The organism is Methylomonas rapida (assembly GCF_024360925.2).
In the GTDB taxonomy this organism is placed as follows: domain Bacteria; phylum Pseudomonadota; class Gammaproteobacteria; order Methylococcales; family Methylomonadaceae; genus Methylomonas; species Methylomonas rapida.
Genome location: NZ_CP113517.1, coordinates 4553051 through 4576476 on the forward strand (window position 1 = coordinate 4553051; position 23426 = coordinate 4576476).

Below are 23426 nucleotides of genomic sequence, written 5' to 3' on the forward strand. Positions count from 1 at the left end.
TGATTCATGAAGCGGTTTATCCTGGAGCAATCTGAAACTGAATTTTATACCAGCCATTCTGGATTAGCCTTGGTCGGTTTATGTTTGAATCAATATGGCCAGCTCAATCAGGCGCTGGAAAAAGGTATTCCGCTACGGCACGGTATTGCTCACGCCGATATTATCAAAAGCTATATAGGCACCCTTAGCCTGGGCAAAAGCGACTTCGAAGCCATCGAAAACCATCGCGACGACGACTATTTCAAAGCCGCGCTCGCCATTCATCAAGTACCCTCCAGCGCCCGCCTCAGACAGCGACTGGATGAACACGCCGACGCCTTATTACCGATCATTTATCAAAGCAACCTCGATTTTCTGGCTCACGCCCAGGTGCCGGTAACGCCGTTAGCCACAGGCCATGTCGCGTTGGATATCGATGTTTACCCCATGAACAACGAAAAAACCTGCAAAGAAGGCGTCTCCCGAACCTACAAAGGTTTTGACGGCTACGCCCCGATTGCCCTCTATCTGGGTAAAGAGGGCTGGTGTATTGGTAATGAACTGCGCGAAGGCAAGCAGCATTGCCAATACGAATTCCGCTATGCGCTGGAGCGCGGACTCGCCGCCGCGAAACGTTTGACGACTTTGCCTTTGTTGGTCCGGCTGGATGGCGGTCACGACGCGCTCGACAATCGCATCGACTTACACGAAGCCGATCAGGTCGATTTCATCATCAAATGGAACCCGCGTAAACAAGATGCCGACGCCTGGCTGGCCTACGCCGAACAACACGGCCAGTGGACCACACCGCGCGAAGGCAAACGCGTGGCCTTGTTCAGTGTCATGGAGCAACACACTCGCAACGGTAAAACCTATACCTGTCGCAGGGTCATGCAAATCACCGAGCGCACCATCACGGCTCAAGGCCAAGCCCTCGTGCTACCGGATATCGAAATCGAAGGCTGGTGGACCAGTCTGCCGGTGGCCGATTACGACGATGCCATGGTTATTGCCCTCTATCGCGACCATGCCACCGCTGAACAATTCCACAGCGAATTCAAGACCGATCTGGATATCGAGCGCCTGCCATCCGGCAAGTTTGCCACCAACGACCTGATCATGAGCCTCAGCGCCTATAGCTACAACATCCTGCGCTGGATAGGCCTGATCGGCTTGCTGGGCGAACAAAGCCCGGTCAGGCATCCTGCCAAGCGGCGGCGTATCAAAACCGTGATCCAGGAACTGATGTATCTGGCCGCGCGACTCATCCGTAGCGGGCACCGGCTGAAGCTGCGCTTTTCACAGAGCTGTCCCGGTTTCATCGCTTTTGAATCCACCTACGCCAAACTCGCCGCCGGCTAGCGACTGATCGCTCTGCCATCGATAGCACAACGCCGCAAATTCACAGTGGCTTGGGAATCCTGCGCCTAAAGTCCATCAAATTGAATCATGCAGGGAAAATATTCCAGATAATACGCTGCATTTCTAGCCGTTAAACTCGATTGCCCGGACCACACTTTTAAATTCAGCGAATTTTGGAAGAGTATGACGAATAAAAGGTCTGGCAATATGTGGAGTCACGGATTCAGGTTTATGTTTCATAGTTCCTCGTTGATAACTCTAGCGTCATAGGTAATGGGTTTCCAAACAACTCGCAAAGGGCTATTTGGACATCCCTGTTGATAGTAGTGTTATAAATCATGGCTTCAAAGACTCTTTGATGAGTTCAACGCCAAGCGATTTGAGCAAATCGAATGGCAGCGAGCCACCCTTGTCTTTTGCATATTTTACTAGTTTTTTCCATACCTTCTCAGATCGAACAGCATCAAGGAACTCGTGACCAGCCCAATTCAAGCCTAGAACGTGCGCTCTGATTATCCGTCCAGTTTTGCTTATTTCGGGCTCGTAATCGACCAGACCTGCTTGTGCTAGCAGAAGAACATGATAACGAATCACGTCTTGTTCATAGCCTTCTACAGGAAGATCAAGTTCAGTCTTGAGGAATGGACGAGTCTCAAGAAAGAACAGGATTTTTCTGATCAGCTCCATATCGCGCTTCATGTGTTCACCGTTTTCTAACAAGTCACGTAGGGTACGCATCGCGTACCATTTTCAAAAATTTCCAATATGCCAAAGCCCAAAAGGTACGTGATGCGTACAAGCCTACCGAATCTCAAACCCCTCGAAAACCTCGCCAGCCTGATGCGGATTGGCCATCACCTGTTTGACTCTGGCCAGCAGCGGGCCTTTGTAACACCATGTCACCAGGGCATGTAAATCGTTCCTATCGCCCTCGGCGACGATCTCGACGTCGCCGTTCGGCAGGTTTCTGACGAAGCCGTTCAAGTTATGCTTGACCGCCTGTTTTTGCGTGTAGGCTCTGAAATACACGCCTTGCACCTTGCCTTTGACGATGATGTGCAAGCATTCCTTCATCGGGTGATCCTCCAACAGTAATGAATTTTTGGGTCGCGGGCGAAATCCTCGGGGATGGTCGAGGGACTGATGTCTTCGATGTTCAAATCCTGCAAGGCTTCCTTGTCCATCTTGAAGCGGCGGAAGTTGGTCGAGAAATACAACACACCACCCGGCGCCAGCAATGCGGCGGCGTTTTTTAGCAATTGTACGTGGTCGTTCTGCACGTCGAAGGCTTCGTCCATTTTCTTGGAATTGGAAAAAGTTGGCGGATCGAGGAAGATCAGGTCGAACTGCGGTTTTTGCTTTAAAGCGGCCTGCTCGGCCAGCCACTGCACGCAATTGGCCCGCACCAGCTTGTGGTCGCCGCGGATGCCGTTCAAGTCGAAATTGCGCTTGGCCCAGTCCAGATAGGTGTTGGACATGTCGACCGTGACGCTGGAAACCGCGCCGCCGACCGCCGCATGCACAGTCGCGCTGCCGGTATAGGCAAACAGGTTCAAGAAGCGCTTGCCCCTGGCCTGCTGCTGAATCATCGAGCGTATCGGCCGATGATCCAAGAACAGACCGGTGTCCAGATAGTCCTCGAAATTGACCCAGAACTTGCAGCCGCCTTCCTCGACCACATGAAAATGGCCGCGGTCGCCGAGTTTTTCGTATTGGTCCGTGCTCTTTTGCTTGCGGCGGATTTTCAAAAACACTTGGTCTGCCGGAATTTGCAAGACTTTCGGAATTTCGGCCATTGCCCCGGCCAGTCGTTGGTTGGCCTTAGCGGAATCGATGGTTTTCGGCGATTCGTATTCCTGCACGTTGACCCAAGTTTTGTCGCCTACAGGGATGTAGGCGAGGGGCGTGAGCTGGGAGCGGTAAGCTTCGCCTTGGTAAACATCCACCGCCACTGCGTATTCCGGCAAGTCGGCGTCGTACAGCCGGTAGCAATTGACTTGATTCTGCTTGGCCCATTTGCCGAGCTTTTTCAGATTCTTGCGCAGGCGGTTGCCGAACATTTCGGCTTGCCTGTCGGGCTGCTCGGTTTGCGCCTTGCGGCTGATTTGCTCGACACGTTCCTGCTGCGACTTGGCCTTGGGCTCGAAAAAGGCTTTTTCCTCGATATTGAAACGCAGCAACTTGCACTCCAACGCACCGTTGAAAAAGGTGACCGGCTTTTGCGAGCGTATGCCCAGCCTAAAACCCAGTTCCGGATTGCTGATGATCATCGCCGCCTGCCAGCCTGCAAAGCGACTTTTCAACACGTCACCGAACTGCCGATACAATGCTGCCGTTTGCTCCTCATCACCTAGACGCTCACCGTAGGGTGGATTACAGGCGATCAGGCCCTTGGGCCAGCTTTCCGCCGCCGACGCATCGGCGATGTCGCGTTTTTCGATATGGATTTTGCCGGATAAGCCGGCGTTTTCGACGTGCTGCAAGGCCGTCGCCACGGTGCGCCTGTCTTGATCAAAACCAACGATGACTGGCAATTTAGCCAATCCAGCCTCGCGCCGTTGTTTGGCTTCGTCCAGCAAGTTTTGCCACAGCGCCGCGTTGTGCTTCTTCCAGCCCAGAAAGCCGAAATAGTCGCGCTGCAAGCCAGGCGCCATGTCGGCGGCTATCATTGCACCTTCCAGCAGCATCGTGCCGGAGCCGCACATCGGGTCCAGCAACGAGCCGCCTTGGGCCGCGACTTTGGGCCAGCCGGCCCGCAACAAGATCGCCGAGGCCAGGTTTTCCTTGATTGGCGCCGCAATGCTGACATCGCGGTAGCCGCGCTTGTGCAAACTCTCGCCGGATAAGTCCAGGCTCAGTTGCGCCGTTTCGTTATGCAGATAGACGTTGATGCGAATACTGGGACGCTCGGTATCGACATTCGGGCGTTTGTTGAACTTGGCTCGCATCTGGTCGACGATGGCGTCCTTGACCTTTTGTGCGCCGAAATGGGTGTTGTTGATGGCCGGACTATTCTTGGCGCTAAACGACACCGCCAGGCTGTCGTCGGGCTTCATGTGTTCGAACCAGTTGATGCGCTTGACACCGTCGTACAAATCCTGCTGGGATTTGACTTCGAAGCTGCTCAAAGGCAGAAAGACCCGGTTGGCGGTACGCGACCACAAGCACACCCGGTAAGCCAGGGCCAAATCGCCCACAAAGGCCACGCCGGCCAGTTTTTGTTGCACGTGTTGGCCACCGAGCGCTTCGATTTCGGCGGCCAGAATGCCTTCCATCGCTTTGGGCGTGGTGGCGAAGAGTTGGTATTGCGTCATGATTTGCGACTAAGAATTGAGCGGCCGACAAGCATACCAAGAGTGCTCGCATCGCGGGAAAATTTAACGGATGCGACACGTCATATCGTTACGTCGATGCGCAAGGGCCGCCCGGCATACCCGCCAATCCATATTGTCGACCAGCCTGATGGGCGGCGGACAAAATCCAGCCCGGATCATTATTATGAACAAGAAACCTGTTATGACTCTGTTACTGACTTATTTGCTGATGCTGTTGGCGGTTTTCTTGCTGCAGCGCAAGATGATGTACTTTCCTGCTCGCATGACGCCGTCGCGCCACGCCGAAATGTTGACTCGGTTAAACTTGCAGCCTTGGCCAGCGGCGGCCGATCTGCGTGGTTTGATCAGCAAAGTGCCGCCTCTCGATGAAAAAGGAACGATTCTGGTTTTTCATGGTAATGCGGGCTCCGCAGTGCATCGCACCTATTTCCTCGACGCCTTGCAAATGCAAGGCTATCGTGTCGTCATCGCCGAATATCCGGGTTACGGTACCCGCAGCGGTTCGCCTACCGAAGCGACGCTGATCCAAGACGGCATTGCCACTGCCAAAATGGCGGCAGAGGCATTCAAGGGACCTTTGTTCTTGTGTGGCGAATCCTTGGGCAGCGGGGTGGTTGCCGGCATAGCAGCTTCAAAACAGGTTCCCGTGAAAGGATTGCTGTTAATCACTCCGTTCGATTCCATGTCCGAAGTGGCTCAACATCATTATTGGTTTTTTCTGGCTCGCTGGTTGATCCTGGATAAATACGACACCGCCGCCAAGCTTCGCGACTTCCATGGACCGATTGCATTGATAATGGCGGAACAGGATGAGGTCATCCCGAATAACAGGACGCTGGCTTTGTTCGATGGTTTACCGGCAACCAAGAAACTCTGGCGCTTTGAAAATGCGGGACACAATTCACTGCCCATGGACCAAGGGCAGCCTTGGTGGCAACAAGTCATGCAATTTATCGATCACTAACCCATTCGGCACGCGACGATATGCCACATTCATAATATAAGCAAACACTGATAACATACAGCCATTGCAGAAGTTCATTGCAATAAATCCTCCTTCAAATCCGGCTCCAAGCCGGATTTTTTTTGCCTGTTGGCCAGCATCCGCATTGTCACGGCATCTTCTCATATGTTCGGTGGCTCCAGGGCCGGATGGGGGCGGGCGAGTTCAAACGAAGATCCTCATGAAAAGAGGACTTGCTCCACGACAGGCAAAGCTTGCCGCATGTGTTCAAACCCATGCGAGCCGCCTTCATATGCCACAATTTTGGCAACAGCCCGATACTTCGATAACGTTTGCCTGGCATCGAGCAGCTCATCGGCCATATCCAACAAAATCGTCCTGTCTATTGCCTGCTTGCTGTTGCCCAGCTCTTGTTGATATTGCAGATACTGGTCGCAGTGATGTTGCTCCCACAGGTAAGGTTGCCCGGTCTCATAGTTTTCGGTCACGCCGATGAATTGCGGCAGCAAATCGCTTGGACTGGATACAGGATTGATCATGATCGTCTTGCATCCGGTCTTCATCGCCAGATATTCGCTAGCAAAGCCACCCATCGACGACCCCATGAATATCACGTCATAACCTTGATCAAGCAATTGATTCCATTCAAACAGCATGTCCTCCAGCAGATTTTGGAAATCACGGTAGTCGACATTCGGTGTAAAAAATACAATGCCCTTGTCCGCGCAAAAATCCCGCATAACCCGAAGCTTTTCCTTATTGGTCAGTAAATTGCCGCTTAGATCCAAGGAAGCGGAGTTGAAGCCATGCAAGTAGATTATGGCTTTGTTGTTCATTGCTGGTACTTTTCGCATGATTCACTTATGTATTGCCAAAACCAACCGCCTGCAATCTATGCAATTCTAGCGGGCACTACTCAAAAAAGCGTTCCGGATACAATCAAGCCGTGGATGAAAAAACCACCGGAATGCGCATCGGAAGATTGATTCTGGTAGGGCAGGGGTTAAGGCCAGGGATCGTGTCGACCTTCGCAAACCGGCAAATTCCAATCGCCTTCACCGGTTTCTATCAGTGACATCATCGCCGCTTTATACCATTTTCATCGCGAACTGCCGGGCAAACGTCCTGACCGAGACACCTAATTCCAGATATTTATTGAACAGTTGGTCTACGGTCGATGGCGAAAGCAAGGCATAAACGCCGCATCCCCTCATGCCGATGAACTCCCGACTTAATGCTTCGATGAAGGCAAAACGTTCGACATATTCATCAAGGGTTTCATTGAATGATTCCATGACGACCACCCTTCGGTTGGTTAACTTGACAAGTTTTTTGCATAAGCTAAGCCACGTTTTCAAAATATTTTGAAAACAATCACATAAATTGACAAACAAGCAACTACATCAAAATAGCCAACGTAATCCGTTCTTAAAATGACAAACATGACACCTATATGCCATATTTGACATAAATCAATGACTTGTGTGACATTGACTCAAAGCCAACATATAAAACCTAATAATCATTGCATTGTCGGCAAGCCTCTTCCACGCCTTTAAAGCCGGAAATTCGACCAACATCCAGCATCGCTTGCACATGGCGAACGAAGTTTTCATGCGGTAAGCGCATTAAGAGCTCGATCTTGTGTCTATCGAGTTCCATGCGCCTGATCATGACCGGTGTTTTGTCGACAATATAATCACGCTCACCAATGCCGATAATGGCAATTCTCCGACTTGGACTCCATGCGTCGCGCTTGATTTCTATGAGTTTGGTCATGACAACCTCTCTTTCTGGTGGTTCGATTGAGTTCAGGAATTCTGGATTTTCGTATGATTTCTAATATAATATCGAATCAATATAAATAAAACCAGTTCCCGACTTCACAAACCAAGCTTAAAAAACTACTTGATCCGATCACTCTGGATACAGCAAAGGGATTTGCATACAGGGATGTTGCCCTAACTTGGATGTCGTTTCACGAATGGCAACAAAACGTTCTCGCCTTTTCAGGAGTGTGCCTTTAGGCATTTCCAAGAGCAAGAACGCGACTAAAGTAAATTTATCCGCGCGAAATACTTGTTCAAGTCAATCCGAATCGGCATGAAATAAACGTTCCAGCCGTTGCTGACCGCTGAAGCGATGACCTGATTGGCGAACTCTACATTCCAGTCGTAATCGGGTCTGAAGTCTTTCGGGAACTTGACCTTGTTTTTAACTTCCCAGTAATGCTTGGAAGCCAACGTCGTGATCGGACTGATGCCAATATAGGTTTCCAGGCCTTCCATGTGCTCGGCGTAGATTTCAATCAAGCGATGGTCGTAAAAAGGTTGCGAGAAAAAGCCCGTCGCGCCGGCATCGGCCTTGCGTTGCGTATAGTCACATTCGTCCTGCAACCCCTGCCGATGGGGGTCAAAACCCGCATAAATATTCAACTGCGGGAAGCGCTGACGCACCGCACGGATCAAATCGACGACGTCGGTGTTGTAATAGGCGCGCTTCAAGCCCTCCGGCGGATCGCCCGTGACCAGCAAGACATTGTCGAGCTGGTATTGTTCGATGACACGATACAACTCGCCGCTCTCAATCTTGAAATCTATCGCCCGAAAATGCGGAATGAAGCGATATTTGCCACGATCAATGCGTGTGGCCAGTTCCCAACTGCGCGTTTCGAATCGCTGGATGTCAGGTACGTTGATAAGGTTGATACCTTTGTCCAAGGTTTGCACATAGGCATACTGCTCGTGAAAAGCTTCTAAGCTACGAGGTACGATTTCGAAGGAAATGTTCATCAAATACTGGCAATGTTAGATATTTAACGACTCTCACCCCGGGCCTCCCTGGCATGAAGAGCTTTTGCCCCCATTGGAGGGGACAAAACTCGCCATACAAGCAAACCCAATGGCAAGGGCACAAAAATTGATGGCAAAAAGCAGGTCCGTGCTATTCCACCGTCACTGATTTTGCCAGATTGCGCGGCTGGTCGACATCGGTGCCTTTCAATACCGCGACGTGATAAGACAGCAATTGCAGCGGTATCGTGTAGATGATGGGCGAGATGATATTGGCGACGCTGGGCATCTTGATGATTTGCACGTTCTCGTCATCGCTTTCGCCCAAGGCCCCATCCATGAACACGATCAATTGACCGCCGCGGGCACTGACTTCCTGAATGTTGGATTTCAGTTTTTCCAGCAAGTTGTTGTTTGGCGCCACGGTGACAACCGGCATTTCGGCGTCGATCAAAGCCAACGGACCATGCTTCAATTCTCCAGCCGGATAAGCTTCCGCGTGAATGTAGGAAATCTCCTTCAGCTTCAACGCACCTTCCATCGCAATCGGATAATGCGTGCCGCGCCCCAAGAACAAGGCATTCTGTTTGTCGGCGAATCGCTGGGACAGTTGCTCTATCGTTTCATCGAGTTGCAAAACTTTTTCGATGTTGCCCGGCAAGCCAAACAATTCGGAAACGATTAGCTCCTCCCATTCCTTGGTCAACGAAAAACGACGACCGACGGCAATGACCAACATCAATAACGCTACCAATTGTGTGGTGAAAGCCTTGGTCGAGGCGACACCTATCTCCGGACCGGCACGGGTCATCATGACCAGATCTGACTCCCGGACCAGCGAACTTTCCGGCGCATTGCATATCACCAGGGAATGTTTCACACCCAGCTTTTTCGCCTCCTGCAACGCGGCCAGGGTATCTGCGGTTTCGCCAGACTGGGAGATCGTGACGACCAGAGTGTCCGGCGAAATGACCGGATTGCGGTACCTGAATTCGCTGGCCACTTCGATCGAGCACGGCACTCTGGCCAGTTTTTCGAACCAGTAACGCGCAACCAGTCCGGCGTGATAACTGGTGCCACAAGCCAGGATTTGTACCGATTTTATTTGATCGAACACTTCGGCCGCCTGATGGCCGAATGCGGAATCTTGCAAGCGGTTGCCGATGAAACGGCCTTCCAGAGTTTCCGAAACCGCCCAGGCTTGCTCGTAAATTTCCTTCAGCATGAAATGGCGGTATTTGCCTTTGTCCACCGAATCGGCTTTCAACTGGCTTTCCACGACAGGCCGCTCGACCCGAGCGCCGTCTTTGTCGTAGATCACCAAGTTGTCTATCGTCAATTCGGCCACATCACCATCTTCCAGGAATATGAAACGTTGCGTAACCGGCAGCAGGGCGGCAATATCGGACGCAATGAAAAATTCGCCGATGCCAACCCCAATCACTAATGGACTACCTTTACGGCAGGCGATCAAGGTATCAGGCCTATCGCTGTACATCACACCCAAGGCATAAGCGCCTTCCAGATGGGGCAAGGTCGACTTGACGGCAGCCAGCAAATCATTGTCAATCGCCAACTGTTCCGCGATTTTGTGCACCACGACTTCGGTATCGGTCTCCGACGTGAACTGATAACCGTTTTGTTGCAACGATGTCCTCAGGCGATCATGGTTTTCGATGATGCCGTTGTGTACTACCGCAACTTTCTGGCTGCTGATATGCGGATGAGCATTCTGAGTGCTGGGCTTGCCGTGCGTGGCCCAGCGCGTATGTGCAATGCCTATCATGCCTTGGATCGGATCCGCGGCAATCAGCGCCTCCAGTCCTTTGACTTTGCCTAGCTCCCTTTTCCGGTATATCTCGCCTTGATCGATCACGGCCAATCCGGCCGAGTCGTAGCCACGATATTCCAGGCGCTTCAAGCCCTCTATCAAAATCGGCACGACATTGCGTTGAGCTATACCTGCGACTATGCCACACATATTATTTCTCCGACTTACAGGGATGTAGGGAGTGCAGAGAACTGTCTGGAACAGTTTCTGCCGACTTACAAGGATGTAAGGAGTGCGGAAGATTGTCTGGAACAATCTCCGCCTTGCTGGGACGTTTCCAGCCTTCTATGCTGATCTGCTTAGCGCGACTCAAGGTTAATTGTTCGGCTGGCGTATCCTTGGTGATCGTCGAACCGGCACCTATGGTCGCATGTTTGCCCACGGTCACCGGCGCCACCAGTTGCGTGTCGGAACCGATGAAAGCGCCGTCTTCTATGATCGTCTTGAACTTGTTCACCCCGTCATAATTGCAAGTAATCGTGCCAGCGCCGATGTTGACCTTGCTGCCGATCTCGCTGTCGCCGATATAGCTCAGATGATTGATCTTGCTGCCACTGGCAACCTTAGTTTTTTTGATTTCGACGAAGTTACCGATATGTACCTGATCCGCCAACTCGGTTTCTGGCCGTAAACGCGCAAAGGGTCCGATACGACTGCCGGTGCCAATGACCGCATCTTCGATCACGCTATTGGCCAAAATTTCCACGCCTTCCGCTATGGTCGCGTTTTTAATCAGGCAATTCGGACCAATTTTGACATTGGAACCAATGCGGTTGATGCCTTCGAAAATCACATTGATGTCTATATCGATATCCTGCCCCAATTCTGCGAACGAGCCTCTGACATCGATCCGGTTGGGATCGCGCAATGTCACGCCTTTTTCCATCAAACGTTGGGCTTGCTCGAACTGATACACGCGCTCCAGATGTGCGAGTTGTTCCCGATTATTGACCCCTAGCACCTCGTCTTGACTACCCGCTTGCGTGGTTTCCACCGTCAAGCCATCGTCCACCGCCATTTCGATGATGTCGGTCAGGTAATACTCATTTTGAGCATTTTCGTTACGCAACCGGGATAGCCATTGCTTCAATTGATTGCCTTTGCAAGCCAGAATACCGGTGTTGCCCTCGTTGATCAACAACTCGGCCTCGTTGGCATCCTTTTGTTCGACGATTTTGATCACCGCGTGATCCTTGTCGCGAACAATACGCCCGTATCCCGTGGGATCATCCAGGGTAACGGTCAATAAAGCCAAGGAGGCCGCACTGACTTTTTTCAACAAGGTTTGTATCGTTTGCGCCTTCAGCAAAGGGACGTCGCCATACAAGATCAAAACCGTGTCGCCGTCTTCGACATGATGAATGGCTTGCTGTACCGCATGCCCGGTACCCAGTTGCTGCTTCTGTTCAATCCAGGTCGCATCGAGGTCGCACAGAGTCTGTTTGACGGTTTCGCCGCCGTGGCCATAGATGATGTAAACCTTATTGTCTTCCAACGATGCCGCGGTTTCGTAAACATGCTGCAACAAGGCTTTGTTGGCGATTTCGTGCAATACTTTTGGTCGCGCCGAACGCATCCGGGTACCCTGACCTGCTGCCAAAATAATGGTTTTTATAGACATGACATTCCTTAAAACAAAAAAGCCCGATGAACGCTGGCGTTATCGGGCTTATGTGTCAACGAGGGCGATTTGTTACGAACCGCGTTTTCTCAATCTTTCCAGCGTTCTCAGCTGCATGATGGCTTCAGCCAGTTGAGCTTGCGCCATAGCATAATCAAACTTGCCGGATTTGTCGCTCAACATTTCTTCGGCGCGCGCCTTGGCTTCCAAAGCCTTCGCTTCATCGATGTCGTGAGCGCGTATCGCGGTGTCGGCCAATACGGTGACGACGTGCGGCTGCACTTCCAGCAAGCCGCCGGAAACGTAATATTCCTGGCTTTCCTTGTCGGAAATTTTTACCCGTACCTCACCCGGTTTCAAACGGGTGATCATGGGTGCATGGCGAGGGGCAATGCCCACTTCGCCCAACTCCGCGGGTGCGAACAGCATCTCCGCCAAACCGGAGAAAACCTCCTGCTCGGCGCTGACGATGTCTACATGGATGGTCATAGCCATATCAAAACTCTCCTCTAATGAGTCGGCTTACATACCTTTGGCTTTTTCAATGGCTTCGTCTATGGTGCCGACCATGTAAAACGCTTGCTCCGGCAGATTATCGTAATCACCGTTGATAATGCCTTTGAAGCCGGCAATGGTATCTTTCAGTGAAACGTATTTGCCTGGCGAACCGGTGAATACTTCGGCCACGAAGAAAGGTTGCGACAAGAAACGCTGAATCTTACGGGCACGGGCTACGGTCAGTTTGTCTTCCTCGGACAACTCGTCCATACCCAAGATCGCGATGATGTCGCGCAGTTCTTTGTAGCGTTGCAGAATACCTTGTACCCGACGCGCGGTGTCGTAATGCTCCTGACCGATGACCAACGGGTCCAGCTGACGGCTGGTGGAATCCAAAGGATCGATCGCGGGGTAAATACCCAGCTCGGCGATTTGACGCGACAATACCACGGTCGCATCCAAGTGCGCGAAGGTGGTAGCAGGCGACGGGTCGGTCAAGTCGTCGGCCGGTACGTAAACCGCTTGAATCGAGGTGATGGAGCCGGTTTTGGTCGAGGTAATACGCTCTTGCAGTACACCCATCTCCTCGGCCAGAGTAGGCTGATAACCCACCGCGGACGGCATACGACCCAACAAGGCGGATACTTCGGTACCGGCCAGCGTATAACGGTAGATGTTATCGACGAAGAACAACACGTCACGGCCTTCGTCGCGGAAATATTCCGCCATGGTCAGACCGGTCAAAGCCACGCGCAGACGGTTTCCAGGTGGCTCGTTCATCTGCCCGTACACCAGCGATACCTTGTCGATAACGTTGGAGTCGGTCATTTCGTGATAGAAGTCGTTACCTTCACGGGTACGCTCGCCGACACCGGCAAACACCGAATAACCCGAGTGCTCGATCGCGATGTTGCGGATCAGCTCCATCATGTTGACGGTTTTACCGACACCGGCACCACCGAACAGACCGACTTTACCGCCTTTTGCGAACGGGCAGACCAAGTCGATGACCTTGATGCCGGTTTCCAGCAATTCGTTGGCCGGCGCTTGCTCGTCATAAGTCGGCGCATCACGGTGGATGACCCATTTTTCCTCTTCGCCGATCGGGCCTTTTTCGTCGATCGCTTCACCGAGCACGTTCATGATACGGCCCAGAGTCGCTTTACCGACCGGCACTTTGATGCCTTCGCGGGTGTTTGTGACATTAATGCCACGCTTCAACCCATCGGTCGAACCCATCGCGATGGTACGTACCACGCCATCACCCAGTTGCTGTTGCACTTCCAGTACCAATCCGCCGTCGACATTTAGCGCATCATATACTTTCGGCATTTCTTCGCGTGGAAACTCCACGTCTACGACCGCCCCGATAATCTGAACGATTTTACCCAAACTCATTGTGTCGTCCTCTTTTAAATTCTATCTAAACTTGTGAAATGCGTTAAACAGCCGCGGCTCCCGCAACAATTTCCGAAATTTCCTGCGTGATTGCCGCTTGTCTGGCTTTGTTGTACACAAGTTGCAATTCTTTGATGATGTTTCCAGCGTTATCGGATGCGCTCTTCATGGCGACCATGCGCGCTGCCTGTTCGCAGGCATTGTTTTCCACCAGGCCTTGGTAAACGATGGATTCAACATAGCGTTTGAGCAGGGTATCCAGAACGGTCTGCGCACCGGGCTCGTACAGATAATCCCATTGTCCGCTGATATCTTGCTCCAGCTCGCTCGCCACCACCGGCAACAACTGGGTCACTACCGGTTTTTGCGTCATGGTGTTGACAAACTCGTTGTTGAACACATGCAGCTGATCGATCCGGCCTTGCTCATAGGCATCCAGCATGATTTTGATGACCCCGACGATATCCATTTGATGCGGGGTATCACCCAGCTTGGATACCTGGCCGACCACATTCGCATTGATATTGCTGAAAAATGAAGCAGCTTTGCCGCCAATCGTTGCAACATCTATTTCGATGTTTTGCTCGCTCCATTTCTGCATTGCATTCAAAATCAATCGGAACAAATTCGCATTCAAACCACCGCACAAGCCCCTGTCGGAACTGATGACGATGATGCCCACCCGCTTCACTTCACGCTCGCCCATATACGGATGTTTGTATTCCGGATTGGCGTGCGACAGATGATTGATGATCTGACTGATTTTCTTCGAGTAAGGGCGCGTCGCCTGCATGCGGTCTCTGGTTTTGCGCATTTTACTCGCGGCCACCATTTCCATGGCGCGGGTGATCTTTTGAGTATTTTTGATACTCGCGATCTTGCCACGTATCTCTTTGCCAACTGCCATGGGACTATCCTTTTACCAGCTGCTTGTTTTGACGAAACGTTCAATGGCACTGTGGATGCCTTTTTGAATGTCGTCGTTATAGTCGCCTTTTTCGTTGATTTTGGCCATCAAGTCGGCTTCTTCGGCTTTCATGAACGACAACAAGGCCGCTTCGAAATCGCGTACTTTTTTCACATCGACAGGATCCAGGAAACCGGCATTGGCCGCATACAATGAAACAGCCATGTCCGCGACCGACATCGGCGCATACTGGTTTTGTTTCATCAGTTCGGTCACGCGTTGACCACGCTCGATTTGTTTGCGCGTGCTTTCGTCCAGGTCGGAAGCGAACTGGGCAAAGGCCGCCAATTCGCGGTATTGCGCCAAGTCCAGACGGATACCGCCGCCCAGTTTTTTGATGATCTTGGTTTGCGCCGCACCACCTACCCGCGACACCGACAGACCCGCGTTCACCGCGGGACGGATGCCCGAGTTGAACAGACCGGTTTCCAGGAATATCTGGCCGTCGGTGATCGAAATCACGTTGGTCGGTACGAATGCGGATACGTCGCCGCCTTGGGTTTCAATAATCGGCAGGGCGGTCAACGAACCGGTTTTGCCTTTGACCTTGCCGCCGGTCAACTTTTCGACTTCATTGGCATTGATACGCGCGGCGCGCTCCAACAGACGTGAATGGATGTAGAACACGTCCCCCGGATACGCTTCACGACCCGGCGGACGGCGCAACAATAATGAAATCTGGCGATAAGCCCAAGCCTGCTTGGTCAAGTCGTCATAGATGATCAGCGCGTCTTCGCCTTTGTCGCGGAAATATTCGCCCATCGCGCAACCGGCGTACGGGGCGATGAATTGCAAAGCCGCGGATTCGGAAGCCGAGGCAACGACGACGATGGTGTGCGCCATTGCGCCATGCTCTTCCAGTTTACGCACCACGTTGGCAATCGATGAACGTTTTTGGCCGATCGCGACGTAGATACATTTGATGCCGGTGCCTTTTTGGTTGATGATCGCATCGATTGCAATCGCGGTCTTACCGGTTTGGCGGTCACCGATGATCAATTCCCGTTGGCCGCGACCGATTGGAATCATCGAGTCGATGGATTTCAGGCCGGTTTGTACTGGCTGGTCGACTGACTGACGGGCAATAACGCCCGGCGCGATTTTTTCGATAGGGGAGGTCAGATCGGTATCGATAGCCCCCTTGCCGTCAATCGGGTTGCCCAAGGCGTCGACGACGCGACCCAGCATTGCATCACCAACCGGTACTTCCAAAATACGGCCGGTGCATTTGACGGTATCGCCTTCGGAGATGTGTTTGTACTCGCCCAGCATTACCGCGCCGACGGAATCTCTCTCCAGGTTCAGCGCCATGCCATAAGAGCCGCCAGGAAATTCCAGCATTTCGCCCTGCATCGCGTCCGCTAAACCATGTACACGAACGATACCGTCAGTGACGCTGACGACGGTACCTTCCGAGTGCGCCTCGAGTTGGGCGTCGAAATTCTCGATCTTCTTCTTGATCAGATCACTTATTTCAGATGGATTTAATTGCATTTTATTTTCCCGATCTAGCTCTTAGAGCCGTTTGGCTAATTGATGAAGCTGGCCACTGACGGAACCGTCAATCACTTTGTCGCCCGCTTTGGCCCGAATGCCGCCAATCAACGATTTATCGACCGATACGGTGGCATTGACCTTTTTGTTCAAATGCTTTTCCAGCATCGCGACATATTTGTGTTGTTCGGCTTTTGTTAACGCATAGGCACTATAAAGATCGACATTAACATAGCCTTCGTCATTGGCTTTGTATTGTTCGTACAAGGCGGAGATATTTGACAGCAGTTTCAGTTTGCCGTTTTGCACCAGCAGTTTCAGCAGGTTTTTCGCTTCATCGTCGATGTGATCCTGACAAATGTCGATTATCAACTGTAAAAGTCTATCGGATCCGACTCTCGGATTGTTGACAATAACCGCCATGTCCGGGTCCTGAACGACAGCTGCCATGAATTGCAGGGCATTAGCCCATTCATTCGCCTTACCGGTTTCCTTGGCTCGTTTGAAAGCCGCTTCGGCATAGGGTCTTGCTAATGTCGCTAACTCAGTCATTGCTTAACCTAATTGTTCCGCGGTTCTGTTCAAAAGTTCCTGATGCTTGGCTTTGTCGATTTCTTCTTTCAAGATTTGTTCGGCAGCACGTAAGGCCAAGGTAGAGACTTCCTTGCGCAGATTTTCTCTGGCTTGCAGCATTTCCTGCTCGATTTGGGCTTTTGCCGCTTCCAGTAAACGCTCGCCTTCCTTCTTGGCTTGCAATTTGGATTCTTCTACCAGTTCATTTGCACGCTTTTGCGCGGATGCAATGATTTCTGCAGATTGTTCCTTCGCTTCCTTCAGAACGTTTTTCGCCTTTTTTTCAGCCAATTTGATCTCTTCCTGGCCCTTTTCAGCGGCCGCCAATCCTTCGGCTATCTTGGCTTTGCGCTCTTCCAATGCGGCAATGATAGGTGGCCAGACATACTTCATGGTAAACCACACCAGAAGCGTGAAGGTAATCATCTGCCCGATCAGAGTAATATTGATACTCATTGATGGTTTCCTCGTTATGCTGTTGTCATTTGTATCTGTCAACTACTGCCGCTATGCGGACAGTAGTTAGATAAAGACTCATGTCTTCAATGAACAGAACAATCTATTCGTCATTAGCCTGCAACAGATTGAACAGCTGAAAGGAATGGGTTTGCGAAGGTCAGCATCAGCGCCAAACCAACGCCGATCATGGTTACCGCGTCAAGCAAACCGGCGATGATGAACATTTTGACTTGCAGCATTGGAACCAACTCGGGTTGGCGCGCGGCGCCCTCCAGGAATTTACCACCCAACAAACCGAAACCGATCGCGGTACCGATGGCGCCCAAGCCCAAAATAATACCGACTGCGATAACGGTAAAGCCTTGAACGTTGGCAATTAATGTTGCGAGTTCCATAGTGTCTCCTAAGTATTTAATTGAATGTAAAAATAAAACCGTTAATGATCTTCACAAGCCAAACTCAGATATACGATGGTCAAGACCATGAATATGAAAGCCTGCAGCGTGATGACCAGAATATGAAATACCGCCCAGGGAAAACCGAGCAGCGGCTGCAAGACGGGTGGCAGCAGCGCGATAAGGATGAACACCAGCTCGCCCGCATACAAGTTACCAAATAACCGTAACCCCAATGAAATCGGCTTGGCCAGCTCTTCCACCGTTTTCAACAGCAAGTTGAACGGCATCATTTTCGGCCCAAAAGGCGTGCACGTCATTTCGTGAACGAAACCGCCCAAGCCTTTGACTTTGATGCTGTAGAAGAAAATCAGGATAAAGACACTGATGGATAGCGCAAAAGTGCCGTTCAGATCGGTACTCGGCACGACGCGCATGTACTCCATACCCATCACGCCACCGATCATCGGCAACAAGTCGACAGGCAGCAAGTCCATCGCGTTCCACAGGAACACCCAGCAGAAAATGGTCAGCGCCAAGGGCGCAATCAATTCGCTACGACCGTGAAAGGTGTCCTTGACCTGGGTATCGACGAATTCGACGATGGACTCGGCTATATTCTGCGCCAAGCCCGGCACACCCGATGTTGCTCTTTCCGCAACCGATTTGAAAAACCAGATAAATAATCCGCCCAAACCTATCGAAAAAAACAGGGTATCCAGATGTAATGTCCAAAATCCTTCACCCACCGACAGGGGAGTCAAGTGATGGACAATATAACCTGTAGCGCCACCTTCACTAGCCATTTTGCCTCGCTATGTTACTAAACGCGCCCAAAAAGTAGCGCGAACCAAAAAACAGACAGCACTGCCACATAACCAACCAGCAGCGTTAAAAAATCAACAGATGGGATCTGTAAAACAATCGTAAAAAGGGCAACGGTCAGTATCAGCTTGACAGTTTCGCCCGCATAAAATGCATTGACGATATCCTGCGCCTGCCGATATCTGGCAAGGTAAGTTTTATAGGCAAAATAAAGATTGGGCAGAAATGCAACACCGCTTCCGATAAGCGGGGAAACAGCGCTCTTCCATCCGCCTAGCAATAAAAATCCCGATGCCACCAGCAGGGTCACCAGGACTTGCGCGTACAATACTTTACCGACAGTTGAAAAATGATTTTCGACTGCCATTTTCATCCCCTTGACCGTTAAGCGGGGCGATTATATCCAGCCCTCTGACTTAAAGCAAGATAGCCGCTTGTTATTACGTTATTTTTCAGCTGTTTTCGTCGCTCTAACCTCATCTGACCAGGCAGGGGTGAACAACGCTTGACTTTTGGTCGATCAGCCTTCGATTCTCAGTGGATTTTCTTGATAATCCCTTCCAACTCTTCCAAGCTGGTATAACTGAAAATCAGCTTCCCTTTACCGCCATTTTGATGACTGATCTCGACCTTGGCGCCAGTCCGTTCCGACAACTCTCGCTGCAAGCGCAGGGTATCGGGATCGATTTTTTTCTGCGCAGCGGCCGGTTTTTCTTCGTGCAACTCCCGCACTAATTTCTCGACCGCTCTAACAGTCAGATTTTGTTTGACGGCCTTATTGGCGATCTCGATTTGCCTGGCTTCATCCAAACCGAGCAGCGCCCGGGCATGTCCCATTTCCAACTGCCCGCGGCTCAACAGGGTTTTCACCTCGCCGGCCAAATCCAGCAGGCGCAGCAAATTGGTAACCGTCGTGCGGGATTTGCCTACCGATTCGGCGATTTGTTGATGCGTCAATTCGAATTCATCCAGCAAACGATGCAGAGCTTCGGCTTCTTCCAAGGCATTCAAATCCTCGCGTTGAATGTTTTCGATCAGCGCCACCGCCATCACCGACCTGTCATCGATGTCCTTGATCAACACCGGCACTTCCGCCAATTCCGCCAATTGCGCGGCGCGCCAGCGCCTTTCACCCGCGATGATTTCATATTTTTCATCGTGTATTTTTCTAACCACAATGGGCTGAATGATGCCTTGCGCGGCGATGGAATCGGACAATTCTCTCAGCTTTTCCGGGTCCATGTCCTTGCGCGGCTGGTATTTACCGCGCTGCAAAAATTCGATCGGCAATTTCTGCACCTCTTGCAGCTTTTCCGTCGTCGCAGGCGCCGTTACCACATCGCCGAGCAATTCGCTCAAGCCCCGCCCTAAACCCCGCTTTTTTTGTATCATTTTTTCGCCGCTTTTTCTTTTCTGATCATCTCACCCGCCAATGCGATGTAAGCCACCGCGCCGCGCGACGACTTGTCGTAAGCCATCACCGGCACGCCATGACTCGGCGCCTCGGCCAGACGGATATTTCTCGGAATCGTGGTTCTGAAAACCTTGTCGCCAAAATATTCTATCAATTGATCCGACACGTCCTTGCCCAAGCGGCTACGGTTGTCCACCATGGTGCGCAAGATGCCTTCCAGCACCAAGCCCGGATTCACGGTATCGCGAATGTTACGCAAGGTCGACATCAACGACGACAAACCCTCCAGCGCATAGTATTCGCATTGCATCGGGATCAATACACTATTGGCCGCCACCATGGCATTCAAGGTCAACATGTTCAAGGATGGCGGACAATCGATCAGAATGTAATCGTATTGCTCCTTAACCGGCAGCAGGGCATCCGCCAAGCGACGCTCACGATGCTGCGCCGACATCAGCTGCACCTCGGCCGCGGTCAAGTCGGCGTTACCCGGAATCAAATCGAAGCCCAATTCCTTGTTTTTGATGATAATCTCGGTAACCGGCACTTCCTCCAGCAACAGCTCGCAGCTGGAATATTCGATTTCTTCCTTATTGACACCGCAGCCCATCGCCGCGTTGCCCTGCGGGTCGAGATCGATCAGCAGCACCTTGCGCTTGGTCGCGGCAAAAGCCGCCGCCAGATTAACGCTGGTCGTGGTCTTGCCGACGCCACCTTTTTGATTGGTCACCGCGATAATCTTAGCCATGTTTTTGTTTCTCCATACGAATCAGACAGCGCTCGGCATCGATGCCGGGCACATTAAGGGAAATAACGGTGTAATCGGACTCTATTTGCGCCAATTCCTGCTCGGGCACCTGACCCTTCATCGCCAGCAACAGGCCGTCATCCGCCAGCAGGTGTCCGGTGAGCCGCAGAATATCACTCATACTGGCGAAGGCCCGGCTGATCACGGTGGAAAATAAAACCTTGGGCTGTAACGACTCCGCCCGGCCATGCACGACGATTACATTTTTCAAGCGACATTCCAACACGGCTTGTTGCACGAAACGGGTTTTCTTGGAATTGGAATCGACCAATGTAAAGTGACAGTCCGGCAGGCAAATCGCCAGCGGTATCCCCGGCAGGCCCGCGCCGGTACCGATGTCGGCAATGCTTGGCGGCTTGACATGCGGCAAAATCGCCAGACTGTCGAGTAAATGCAAGTTGACCATGTCCAACGGCTCCCGCACCGCCGTCAGATTATAGGCTTTGTTCCATTTGGCAATCAGCCGGATGAAGTCCAACAGCTGCTCCTGTTGAGCCTCGGCCAACGGCAACCCCAAAGCCGACAAGCCTTGTTGCAATCTTTCCTGGCAACTGTCCATCAGGCGCTTTTCTTTTTCAGATGCACCAACAGCAACGAGATCGCCGCCGGCGTCACGCCTGGTATCCTGGAAGCTTGGCCCAGGGTTTCCGGCCGTTGCTTTTTCAGTTTTTCACTGACTTCGTTCGACAAGCCGGATACCAGGCTGTAATCGACATTATCGGGTAGCTTCAAATGTTCGTAGCGTTGCGTGCGATGGATTTCGGTTTGCTGCCGGTCGATATAGCCGGCGTATTTGGCTTGTATCGCCACCTGTTCGGCGACTTGTTCATCCAGCTCGGTTTCATCGGTGAAGCGCAGCAGATTGTCGATGTCCACTTCCGGCCGCCGCAGCATGTCCATCAAGCTGGCTTCCTTCAGCAGTTTCTTGCCCCACAATTGTTCGGCCAATGCCGCTTCGTCGGTTTCGGTCCTGATCCATTTCTTGGCCAGCTTGCCTTGTAGATTGGCGATGGCTTCGCGTTTTTCCTCGAAACGGTGCCAGCGTTGGTCATCGACCAAGCCCAATTCGCGGCCTTTTTCGGTCAGACGCAGATCGGCGTTATCCTCGCGCAATTGCAAGCGGTACTCGGCCCGACTGGTGAACATCCGGTAGGGTTCAGCCGTACCGCGGGTGATCAGGTCATCAATCATCACGCCGATATAAGCTTCCTCGCGCCCCGGACACCAACTTTCCAAACCTTGCACCAGCCGCGCCGCATTCAGACCGGCGATCAAACCTTGCGCGGCCGCTTCCTCATAGCCGGTGGTGCCGTTGATCTGGCCGGCGAAGAACAGAGCGTTCATATGCTTGGTTTCCAGCGAGGCTTTCAAATCGCGTGGATCGAAGTAATCGTATTCGATCGCGTAACCGGGGCGGACGATCTCGGCGTTCTCGAAGCCCAGCATGGTGCGAATGAAACGGTATTGCACGTCGAACGGCAAACTGGTCGAGATGCCGTTGGGATAAACCTCGTTGGTATTCAAGCCTTCCGGTTCAACGAAAATCTGGTGCGAATCGCGCTCGGCAAAGCGCACCACCTTGTCTTCGATCGACGGGCAATAGCGCGGACCGACGCCTTCGATGATGCCCGAATACATCGGTGATCGATCCAGACCGGAACGAATGATGTCATGCGTTTCTGCATTAGTGCGGGTAATGTGGCAGCAAATCTGGCGCGGGTGCTGCTCGCGGCTGCCCATGAACGAGAACACCGGCAATGGGGTATCGCCATGTTGCTCCTGCAATTTGCTGTAATCGATGGTTCTGCCGTCGATGCGCGGCGGTGTGCCGGTTTTCAAACGGCCGATGCGAAACGGCAGTTCGCGCAAACGCTCGGCCAACGCAATCGACGCCGCATCGCCGGCCCGGCCGCCGCTGTAATTTTCCAGACCGATGTGAATACGTCCAGCCAAGAATGTACCGGCAGTCAACACCACGGCCTTGGCGTTGAATTCCAAACCCATCAAGGTCTTGACGCCGGTAACTCTATCGCCTTGCACGATCAAGTCGGACACGGTTTGTTGAAACAAAGCCAGATTGGGCTGATTTTCTAGCGCGCTGCGCACCGCCTGTTTATACAACTGGCGGTCGGCCTGAGCGCGGGTAGCCCTTACCGCCGGGCCTTTGCTGGCGTTCAAAATCCGAAACTGAATGCCACCTTGGTCTATGGCCCGCGCCATGATGCCACCCAGGGCATCGACTTCCTTGACCAGATGCCCCTTGCCGATACCGCCTATCGCCGGATTGCAGCTCATTTGCCCCAAGGTTTCGATGTTTTGCGTCAACAACAAGGTTTGCGCGCCCATGCGCGCGGCCGCCAAGGCCGCCTCGGTTCCGGCGTGGCCACCGCCCACCACGATCACATCAAAGTCTTTCTGGAATTTCACAGGCAATCTATGTTCAAATAAACGGTTAAAATAAAGCCGCCATTTTAATAGTTTATGGAGAAAAAAGCATGAGAAAACAAAACAAAGCCAAGGGCTTGCAAGACATCCCCATCAAGAATCCGGTAGCCAAATTCGCCCGCCAGTTCAACAAGGCACAGGTATTCACCGATAAACACAAATACCAACGCAAAGCCAAACATACCGGCCTAGAGCCATTTGCGATCGTTTCCTGGGAAGTGATCGCAAATGGCTTTGCCGCGTAACGCCGCAATGGCGAGGAT

The 23426-nt window shown here is 52.0% G+C and carries 25 protein-coding genes; 3 read left to right on the forward strand and 22 right to left on the reverse strand.

All coding sequences use genetic code 11. The features are described from left to right. Positions 1-6 precede the first annotated feature (6 nt). Entirely contained in the window at positions 7-1341 is a 1335-nt protein-coding gene (locus NM686_RS21525) for an IS1380 family transposase (protein ID WP_255188233.1), read from the forward strand. A 336-nt stretch (positions 1342-1677) separates the two neighbouring features. Here the strand turns inward: NM686_RS21525 and NM686_RS21530 are convergent, their stop codons facing one another. The 3 genes from NM686_RS21530 to rlmKL all read right to left on the reverse strand — a co-directional run bounded on the left by NM686_RS21530 (position 1678) and on the right by rlmKL (position 4655). After that, a complete protein-coding gene (locus NM686_RS21530) occupies positions 1678-2040 on the reverse strand; it encodes a DUF2513 domain-containing protein (RefSeq protein WP_255189857.1) in 363 nt (120 codons plus the stop codon). Between the two features lie 102 nt (positions 2041-2142). Further along, entirely contained in the window at positions 2143-2415 is a 273-nt protein-coding gene (locus NM686_RS21535) for an acylphosphatase (protein ID WP_255189858.1), read from the reverse strand. Next, complete coding sequence (gene rlmKL / locus NM686_RS21540) at positions 2412-4655, reverse strand: bifunctional 23S rRNA (guanine(2069)-N(7))-methyltransferase RlmK/23S rRNA (guanine(2445)-N(2))-methyltransferase RlmL (RefSeq protein ID WP_255189859.1); 2244 nt, start codon at positions 4653-4655, stop codon at positions 2412-2414. The genes NM686_RS21535 and rlmKL overlap by 4 nt, the downstream gene beginning before the upstream one ends. 202 nt (positions 4656-4857) lie before the next feature. Here rlmKL and NM686_RS21545 point away from each other — a divergent pair, with 202 nt between their 5' ends. After that, positions 4858-5640, forward strand: coding sequence for an alpha/beta hydrolase (locus NM686_RS21545; RefSeq protein WP_255189860.1), 783 nt, complete (start codon positions 4858-4860; stop codon positions 5638-5640). A 218-nt stretch (positions 5641-5858) separates the two neighbouring features. Here NM686_RS21545 and NM686_RS21550 read toward each other — a convergent pair whose 3' ends face one another. The 19 genes from NM686_RS21550 to mnmG form a co-directional block, all read right to left on the reverse strand. Next, a complete protein-coding gene (locus NM686_RS21550; protein ID WP_255189861.1) occupies positions 5859-6494 on the reverse strand; it encodes a YqiA/YcfP family alpha/beta fold hydrolase in 636 nt (211 codons plus the stop codon). Between the two features lie 234 nt (positions 6495-6728). Further along, complete coding sequence (locus NM686_RS21555; RefSeq protein ID WP_255189862.1) at positions 6729-6935, reverse strand: hypothetical protein; 207 nt, start codon at positions 6933-6935, stop codon at positions 6729-6731. A gap of 220 nt (positions 6936-7155) precedes the next feature. Beyond that, the gene (locus NM686_RS21560) at positions 7156-7419 is read right to left on the reverse strand and encodes a hypothetical protein (protein WP_255189863.1); all 264 of its coding nucleotides are present in this window, start codon (positions 7417-7419) and stop codon (positions 7156-7158) included. A 272-nt stretch (positions 7420-7691) separates the two neighbouring features. Beyond that, positions 7692-8432, reverse strand: coding sequence for a methylenetetrahydrofolate reductase (locus NM686_RS21565; protein ID WP_255189864.1), 741 nt, complete (start codon positions 8430-8432; stop codon positions 7692-7694). A gap of 151 nt (positions 8433-8583) precedes the next feature. Then, a complete protein-coding gene (glmS, locus tag NM686_RS21570) occupies positions 8584-10413 on the reverse strand; it encodes a glutamine--fructose-6-phosphate transaminase (isomerizing) (RefSeq protein ID WP_255189865.1) in 1830 nt (609 codons plus the stop codon). 1 nt (position 10414) lies between these two features. Continuing rightward, positions 10415-11884, reverse strand: a complete 1470-nt coding sequence (gene glmU, locus NM686_RS21575) for a bifunctional UDP-N-acetylglucosamine diphosphorylase/glucosamine-1-phosphate N-acetyltransferase GlmU (RefSeq protein WP_255189866.1) — start codon at positions 11882-11884, stop codon at positions 10415-10417. 72 nt (positions 11885-11956) lie between these two features. Next, positions 11957-12379 (reverse strand): F0F1 ATP synthase subunit epsilon, encoded by a 423-nt coding sequence (locus tag NM686_RS21580; protein ID WP_255189867.1) that lies wholly within the window; start codon positions 12377-12379, stop codon positions 11957-11959. Positions 12380-12406: 27 nt separating this feature from the next. After that, positions 12407-13780 carry a F0F1 ATP synthase subunit beta gene (atpD, locus tag NM686_RS21585; protein WP_255189868.1) on the reverse strand — a complete coding sequence of 458 codons (1374 nt, stop codon included), beginning with the start codon at positions 13778-13780 and terminating at the stop codon, positions 12407-12409. Positions 13781-13823: 43 nt separating this feature from the next. Continuing rightward, entirely contained in the window at positions 13824-14687 is an 864-nt protein-coding gene (gene atpG, locus NM686_RS21590; protein ID WP_255189869.1) for a F0F1 ATP synthase subunit gamma, read from the reverse strand. 12 nt (positions 14688-14699) lie between these two features. Further along, positions 14700-16241, reverse strand: a complete 1542-nt coding sequence (atpA, locus tag NM686_RS21595) for a F0F1 ATP synthase subunit alpha (RefSeq protein ID WP_255189870.1) — start codon at positions 16239-16241, stop codon at positions 14700-14702. Between the two features lie 21 nt (positions 16242-16262). Next, positions 16263-16793, reverse strand: a complete 531-nt coding sequence (locus tag NM686_RS21600; RefSeq protein WP_255189871.1) for a F0F1 ATP synthase subunit delta — start codon at positions 16791-16793, stop codon at positions 16263-16265. Positions 16794-16796: 3 nt separating this feature from the next. Beyond that, positions 16797-17270 carry a F0F1 ATP synthase subunit B gene (locus NM686_RS21605; RefSeq protein WP_255189872.1) on the reverse strand — a complete coding sequence of 158 codons (474 nt, stop codon included), beginning with the start codon at positions 17268-17270 and terminating at the stop codon, positions 16797-16799. A 113-nt stretch (positions 17271-17383) separates the two neighbouring features. Continuing rightward, positions 17384-17668: a F0F1 ATP synthase subunit C gene (atpE, locus tag NM686_RS21610; protein ID WP_255189873.1), complete on the reverse strand. Its 285-nt coding sequence runs from the start codon at positions 17666-17668 to the stop codon at positions 17384-17386. 41 nt (positions 17669-17709) lie between these two features. Then, the gene (atpB, locus tag NM686_RS21615) at positions 17710-18474 is read right to left on the reverse strand and encodes a F0F1 ATP synthase subunit A (RefSeq protein ID WP_255189874.1); all 765 of its coding nucleotides are present in this window, start codon (positions 18472-18474) and stop codon (positions 17710-17712) included. Positions 18475-18491: 17 nt separating this feature from the next. Further along, entirely contained in the window at positions 18492-18860 is a 369-nt protein-coding gene (locus NM686_RS21620) for an ATP synthase subunit I (RefSeq protein ID WP_255189875.1), read from the reverse strand. 167 nt (positions 18861-19027) lie between these two features. Continuing rightward, positions 19028-19885 (reverse strand): ParB/RepB/Spo0J family partition protein, encoded by an 858-nt coding sequence (locus NM686_RS21625; protein ID WP_255189876.1) that lies wholly within the window; start codon positions 19883-19885, stop codon positions 19028-19030. After that, positions 19882-20658 carry a ParA family protein gene (locus tag NM686_RS21630; protein ID WP_255189877.1) on the reverse strand — a complete coding sequence of 259 codons (777 nt, stop codon included), beginning with the start codon at positions 20656-20658 and terminating at the stop codon, positions 19882-19884. Before NM686_RS21630 ends, NM686_RS21625 begins: the two co-directional genes overlap by 4 nt. Next, positions 20651-21277 carry a 16S rRNA (guanine(527)-N(7))-methyltransferase RsmG gene (gene rsmG, locus NM686_RS21635; protein WP_255189878.1) on the reverse strand — a complete coding sequence of 209 codons (627 nt, stop codon included), beginning with the start codon at positions 21275-21277 and terminating at the stop codon, positions 20651-20653. The genes NM686_RS21630 and rsmG overlap by 8 nt, the downstream gene beginning before the upstream one ends. Continuing rightward, on the reverse strand, positions 21277-23145 hold the full coding sequence (gene mnmG / locus NM686_RS21640; protein WP_255189879.1) for a tRNA uridine-5-carboxymethylaminomethyl(34) synthesis enzyme MnmG: 1869 nt from the start codon (positions 23143-23145) through the stop codon (positions 21277-21279). Before mnmG ends, rsmG begins: the two co-directional genes overlap by 1 nt. A gap of 68 nt (positions 23146-23213) precedes the next feature. Between mnmG and NM686_RS21645 the strand changes: the two genes are divergently transcribed. Beyond that, a complete protein-coding gene (locus tag NM686_RS21645; protein ID WP_255189880.1) occupies positions 23214-23408 on the forward strand; it encodes a DUF7230 family protein in 195 nt (64 codons plus the stop codon). Positions 23409-23426 lie beyond the last annotated feature (18 nt).

Excerpts from the sequence above, each read along its gene's own strand:
- NM686_RS21525 (WP_255188233.1), top strand. The coding sequence starts at position 7 with ATGAAGCGGTTTATCCTGGAGCAATCTGAAACTGAATTTTATACCAGC.
- NM686_RS21530 (WP_255189857.1), bottom strand. The coding sequence starts at position 2,040 with ATGAAGCGCGATATGGAGCTGATCAGAAAAATCCTGTTCTTTCTTGAG.
- NM686_RS21535 (WP_255189858.1), bottom strand. The coding sequence starts at position 2,415 with ATGAAGGAATGCTTGCACATCATCGTCAAAGGCAAGGTGCAAGGCGTG.
- rlmKL (WP_255189859.1), bottom strand. The coding sequence starts at position 4,655 with ATGACGCAATACCAACTCTTCGCCACCACGCCCAAAGCGATGGAAGGC.
- NM686_RS21545 (WP_255189860.1), top strand. The coding sequence starts at position 4,858 with ATGACTCTGTTACTGACTTATTTGCTGATGCTGTTGGCGGTTTTCTTG.
- NM686_RS21550 (WP_255189861.1), bottom strand. The coding sequence starts at position 6,494 with ATGCGAAAAGTACCAGCAATGAACAACAAAGCCATAATCTACTTGCAT.
- NM686_RS21555 (WP_255189862.1), bottom strand. The coding sequence starts at position 6,935 with ATGGAATCATTCAATGAAACCCTTGATGAATATGTCGAACGTTTTGCC.
- NM686_RS21560 (WP_255189863.1), bottom strand. The coding sequence starts at position 7,419 with ATGACCAAACTCATAGAAATCAAGCGCGACGCATGGAGTCCAAGTCGG.
- NM686_RS21565 (WP_255189864.1), bottom strand. The coding sequence starts at position 8,432 with ATGAACATTTCCTTCGAAATCGTACCTCGTAGCTTAGAAGCTTTTCAC.
- glmS (WP_255189865.1), bottom strand. The coding sequence starts at position 10,413 with ATGTGTGGCATAGTCGCAGGTATAGCTCAACGCAATGTCGTGCCGATT.
- glmU (WP_255189866.1), bottom strand. The coding sequence starts at position 11,884 with ATGTCTATAAAAACCATTATTTTGGCAGCAGGTCAGGGTACCCGGATG.
- NM686_RS21580 (WP_255189867.1), bottom strand. The coding sequence starts at position 12,379 with ATGGCTATGACCATCCATGTAGACATCGTCAGCGCCGAGCAGGAGGTT.
- atpD (WP_255189868.1), bottom strand. The coding sequence starts at position 13,780 with ATGAGTTTGGGTAAAATCGTTCAGATTATCGGGGCGGTCGTAGACGTG.
- atpG (WP_255189869.1), bottom strand. The coding sequence starts at position 14,687 with ATGGCAGTTGGCAAAGAGATACGTGGCAAGATCGCGAGTATCAAAAAT.
- atpA (WP_255189870.1), bottom strand. The coding sequence starts at position 16,241 with ATGCAATTAAATCCATCTGAAATAAGTGATCTGATCAAGAAGAAGATC.
- NM686_RS21600 (WP_255189871.1), bottom strand. The coding sequence starts at position 16,793 with ATGACTGAGTTAGCGACATTAGCAAGACCCTATGCCGAAGCGGCTTTC.
- NM686_RS21605 (WP_255189872.1), bottom strand. The coding sequence starts at position 17,270 with ATGAGTATCAATATTACTCTGATCGGGCAGATGATTACCTTCACGCTT.
- atpE (WP_255189873.1), bottom strand. The coding sequence starts at position 17,668 with ATGGAACTCGCAACATTAATTGCCAACGTTCAAGGCTTTACCGTTATC.
- atpB (WP_255189874.1), bottom strand. The coding sequence starts at position 18,474 with ATGGCTAGTGAAGGTGGCGCTACAGGTTATATTGTCCATCACTTGACT.
- NM686_RS21620 (WP_255189875.1), bottom strand. The coding sequence starts at position 18,860 with ATGGCAGTCGAAAATCATTTTTCAACTGTCGGTAAAGTATTGTACGCG.
- NM686_RS21625 (WP_255189876.1), bottom strand. The coding sequence starts at position 19,885 with ATGATACAAAAAAAGCGGGGTTTAGGGCGGGGCTTGAGCGAATTGCTC.
- NM686_RS21630 (WP_255189877.1), bottom strand. The coding sequence starts at position 20,658 with ATGGCTAAGATTATCGCGGTGACCAATCAAAAAGGTGGCGTCGGCAAG.
- rsmG (WP_255189878.1), bottom strand. The coding sequence starts at position 21,277 with ATGGACAGTTGCCAGGAAAGATTGCAACAAGGCTTGTCGGCTTTGGGG.
- NM686_RS21645 (WP_255189880.1), top strand. The coding sequence starts at position 23,214 with ATGAGAAAACAAAACAAAGCCAAGGGCTTGCAAGACATCCCCATCAAG.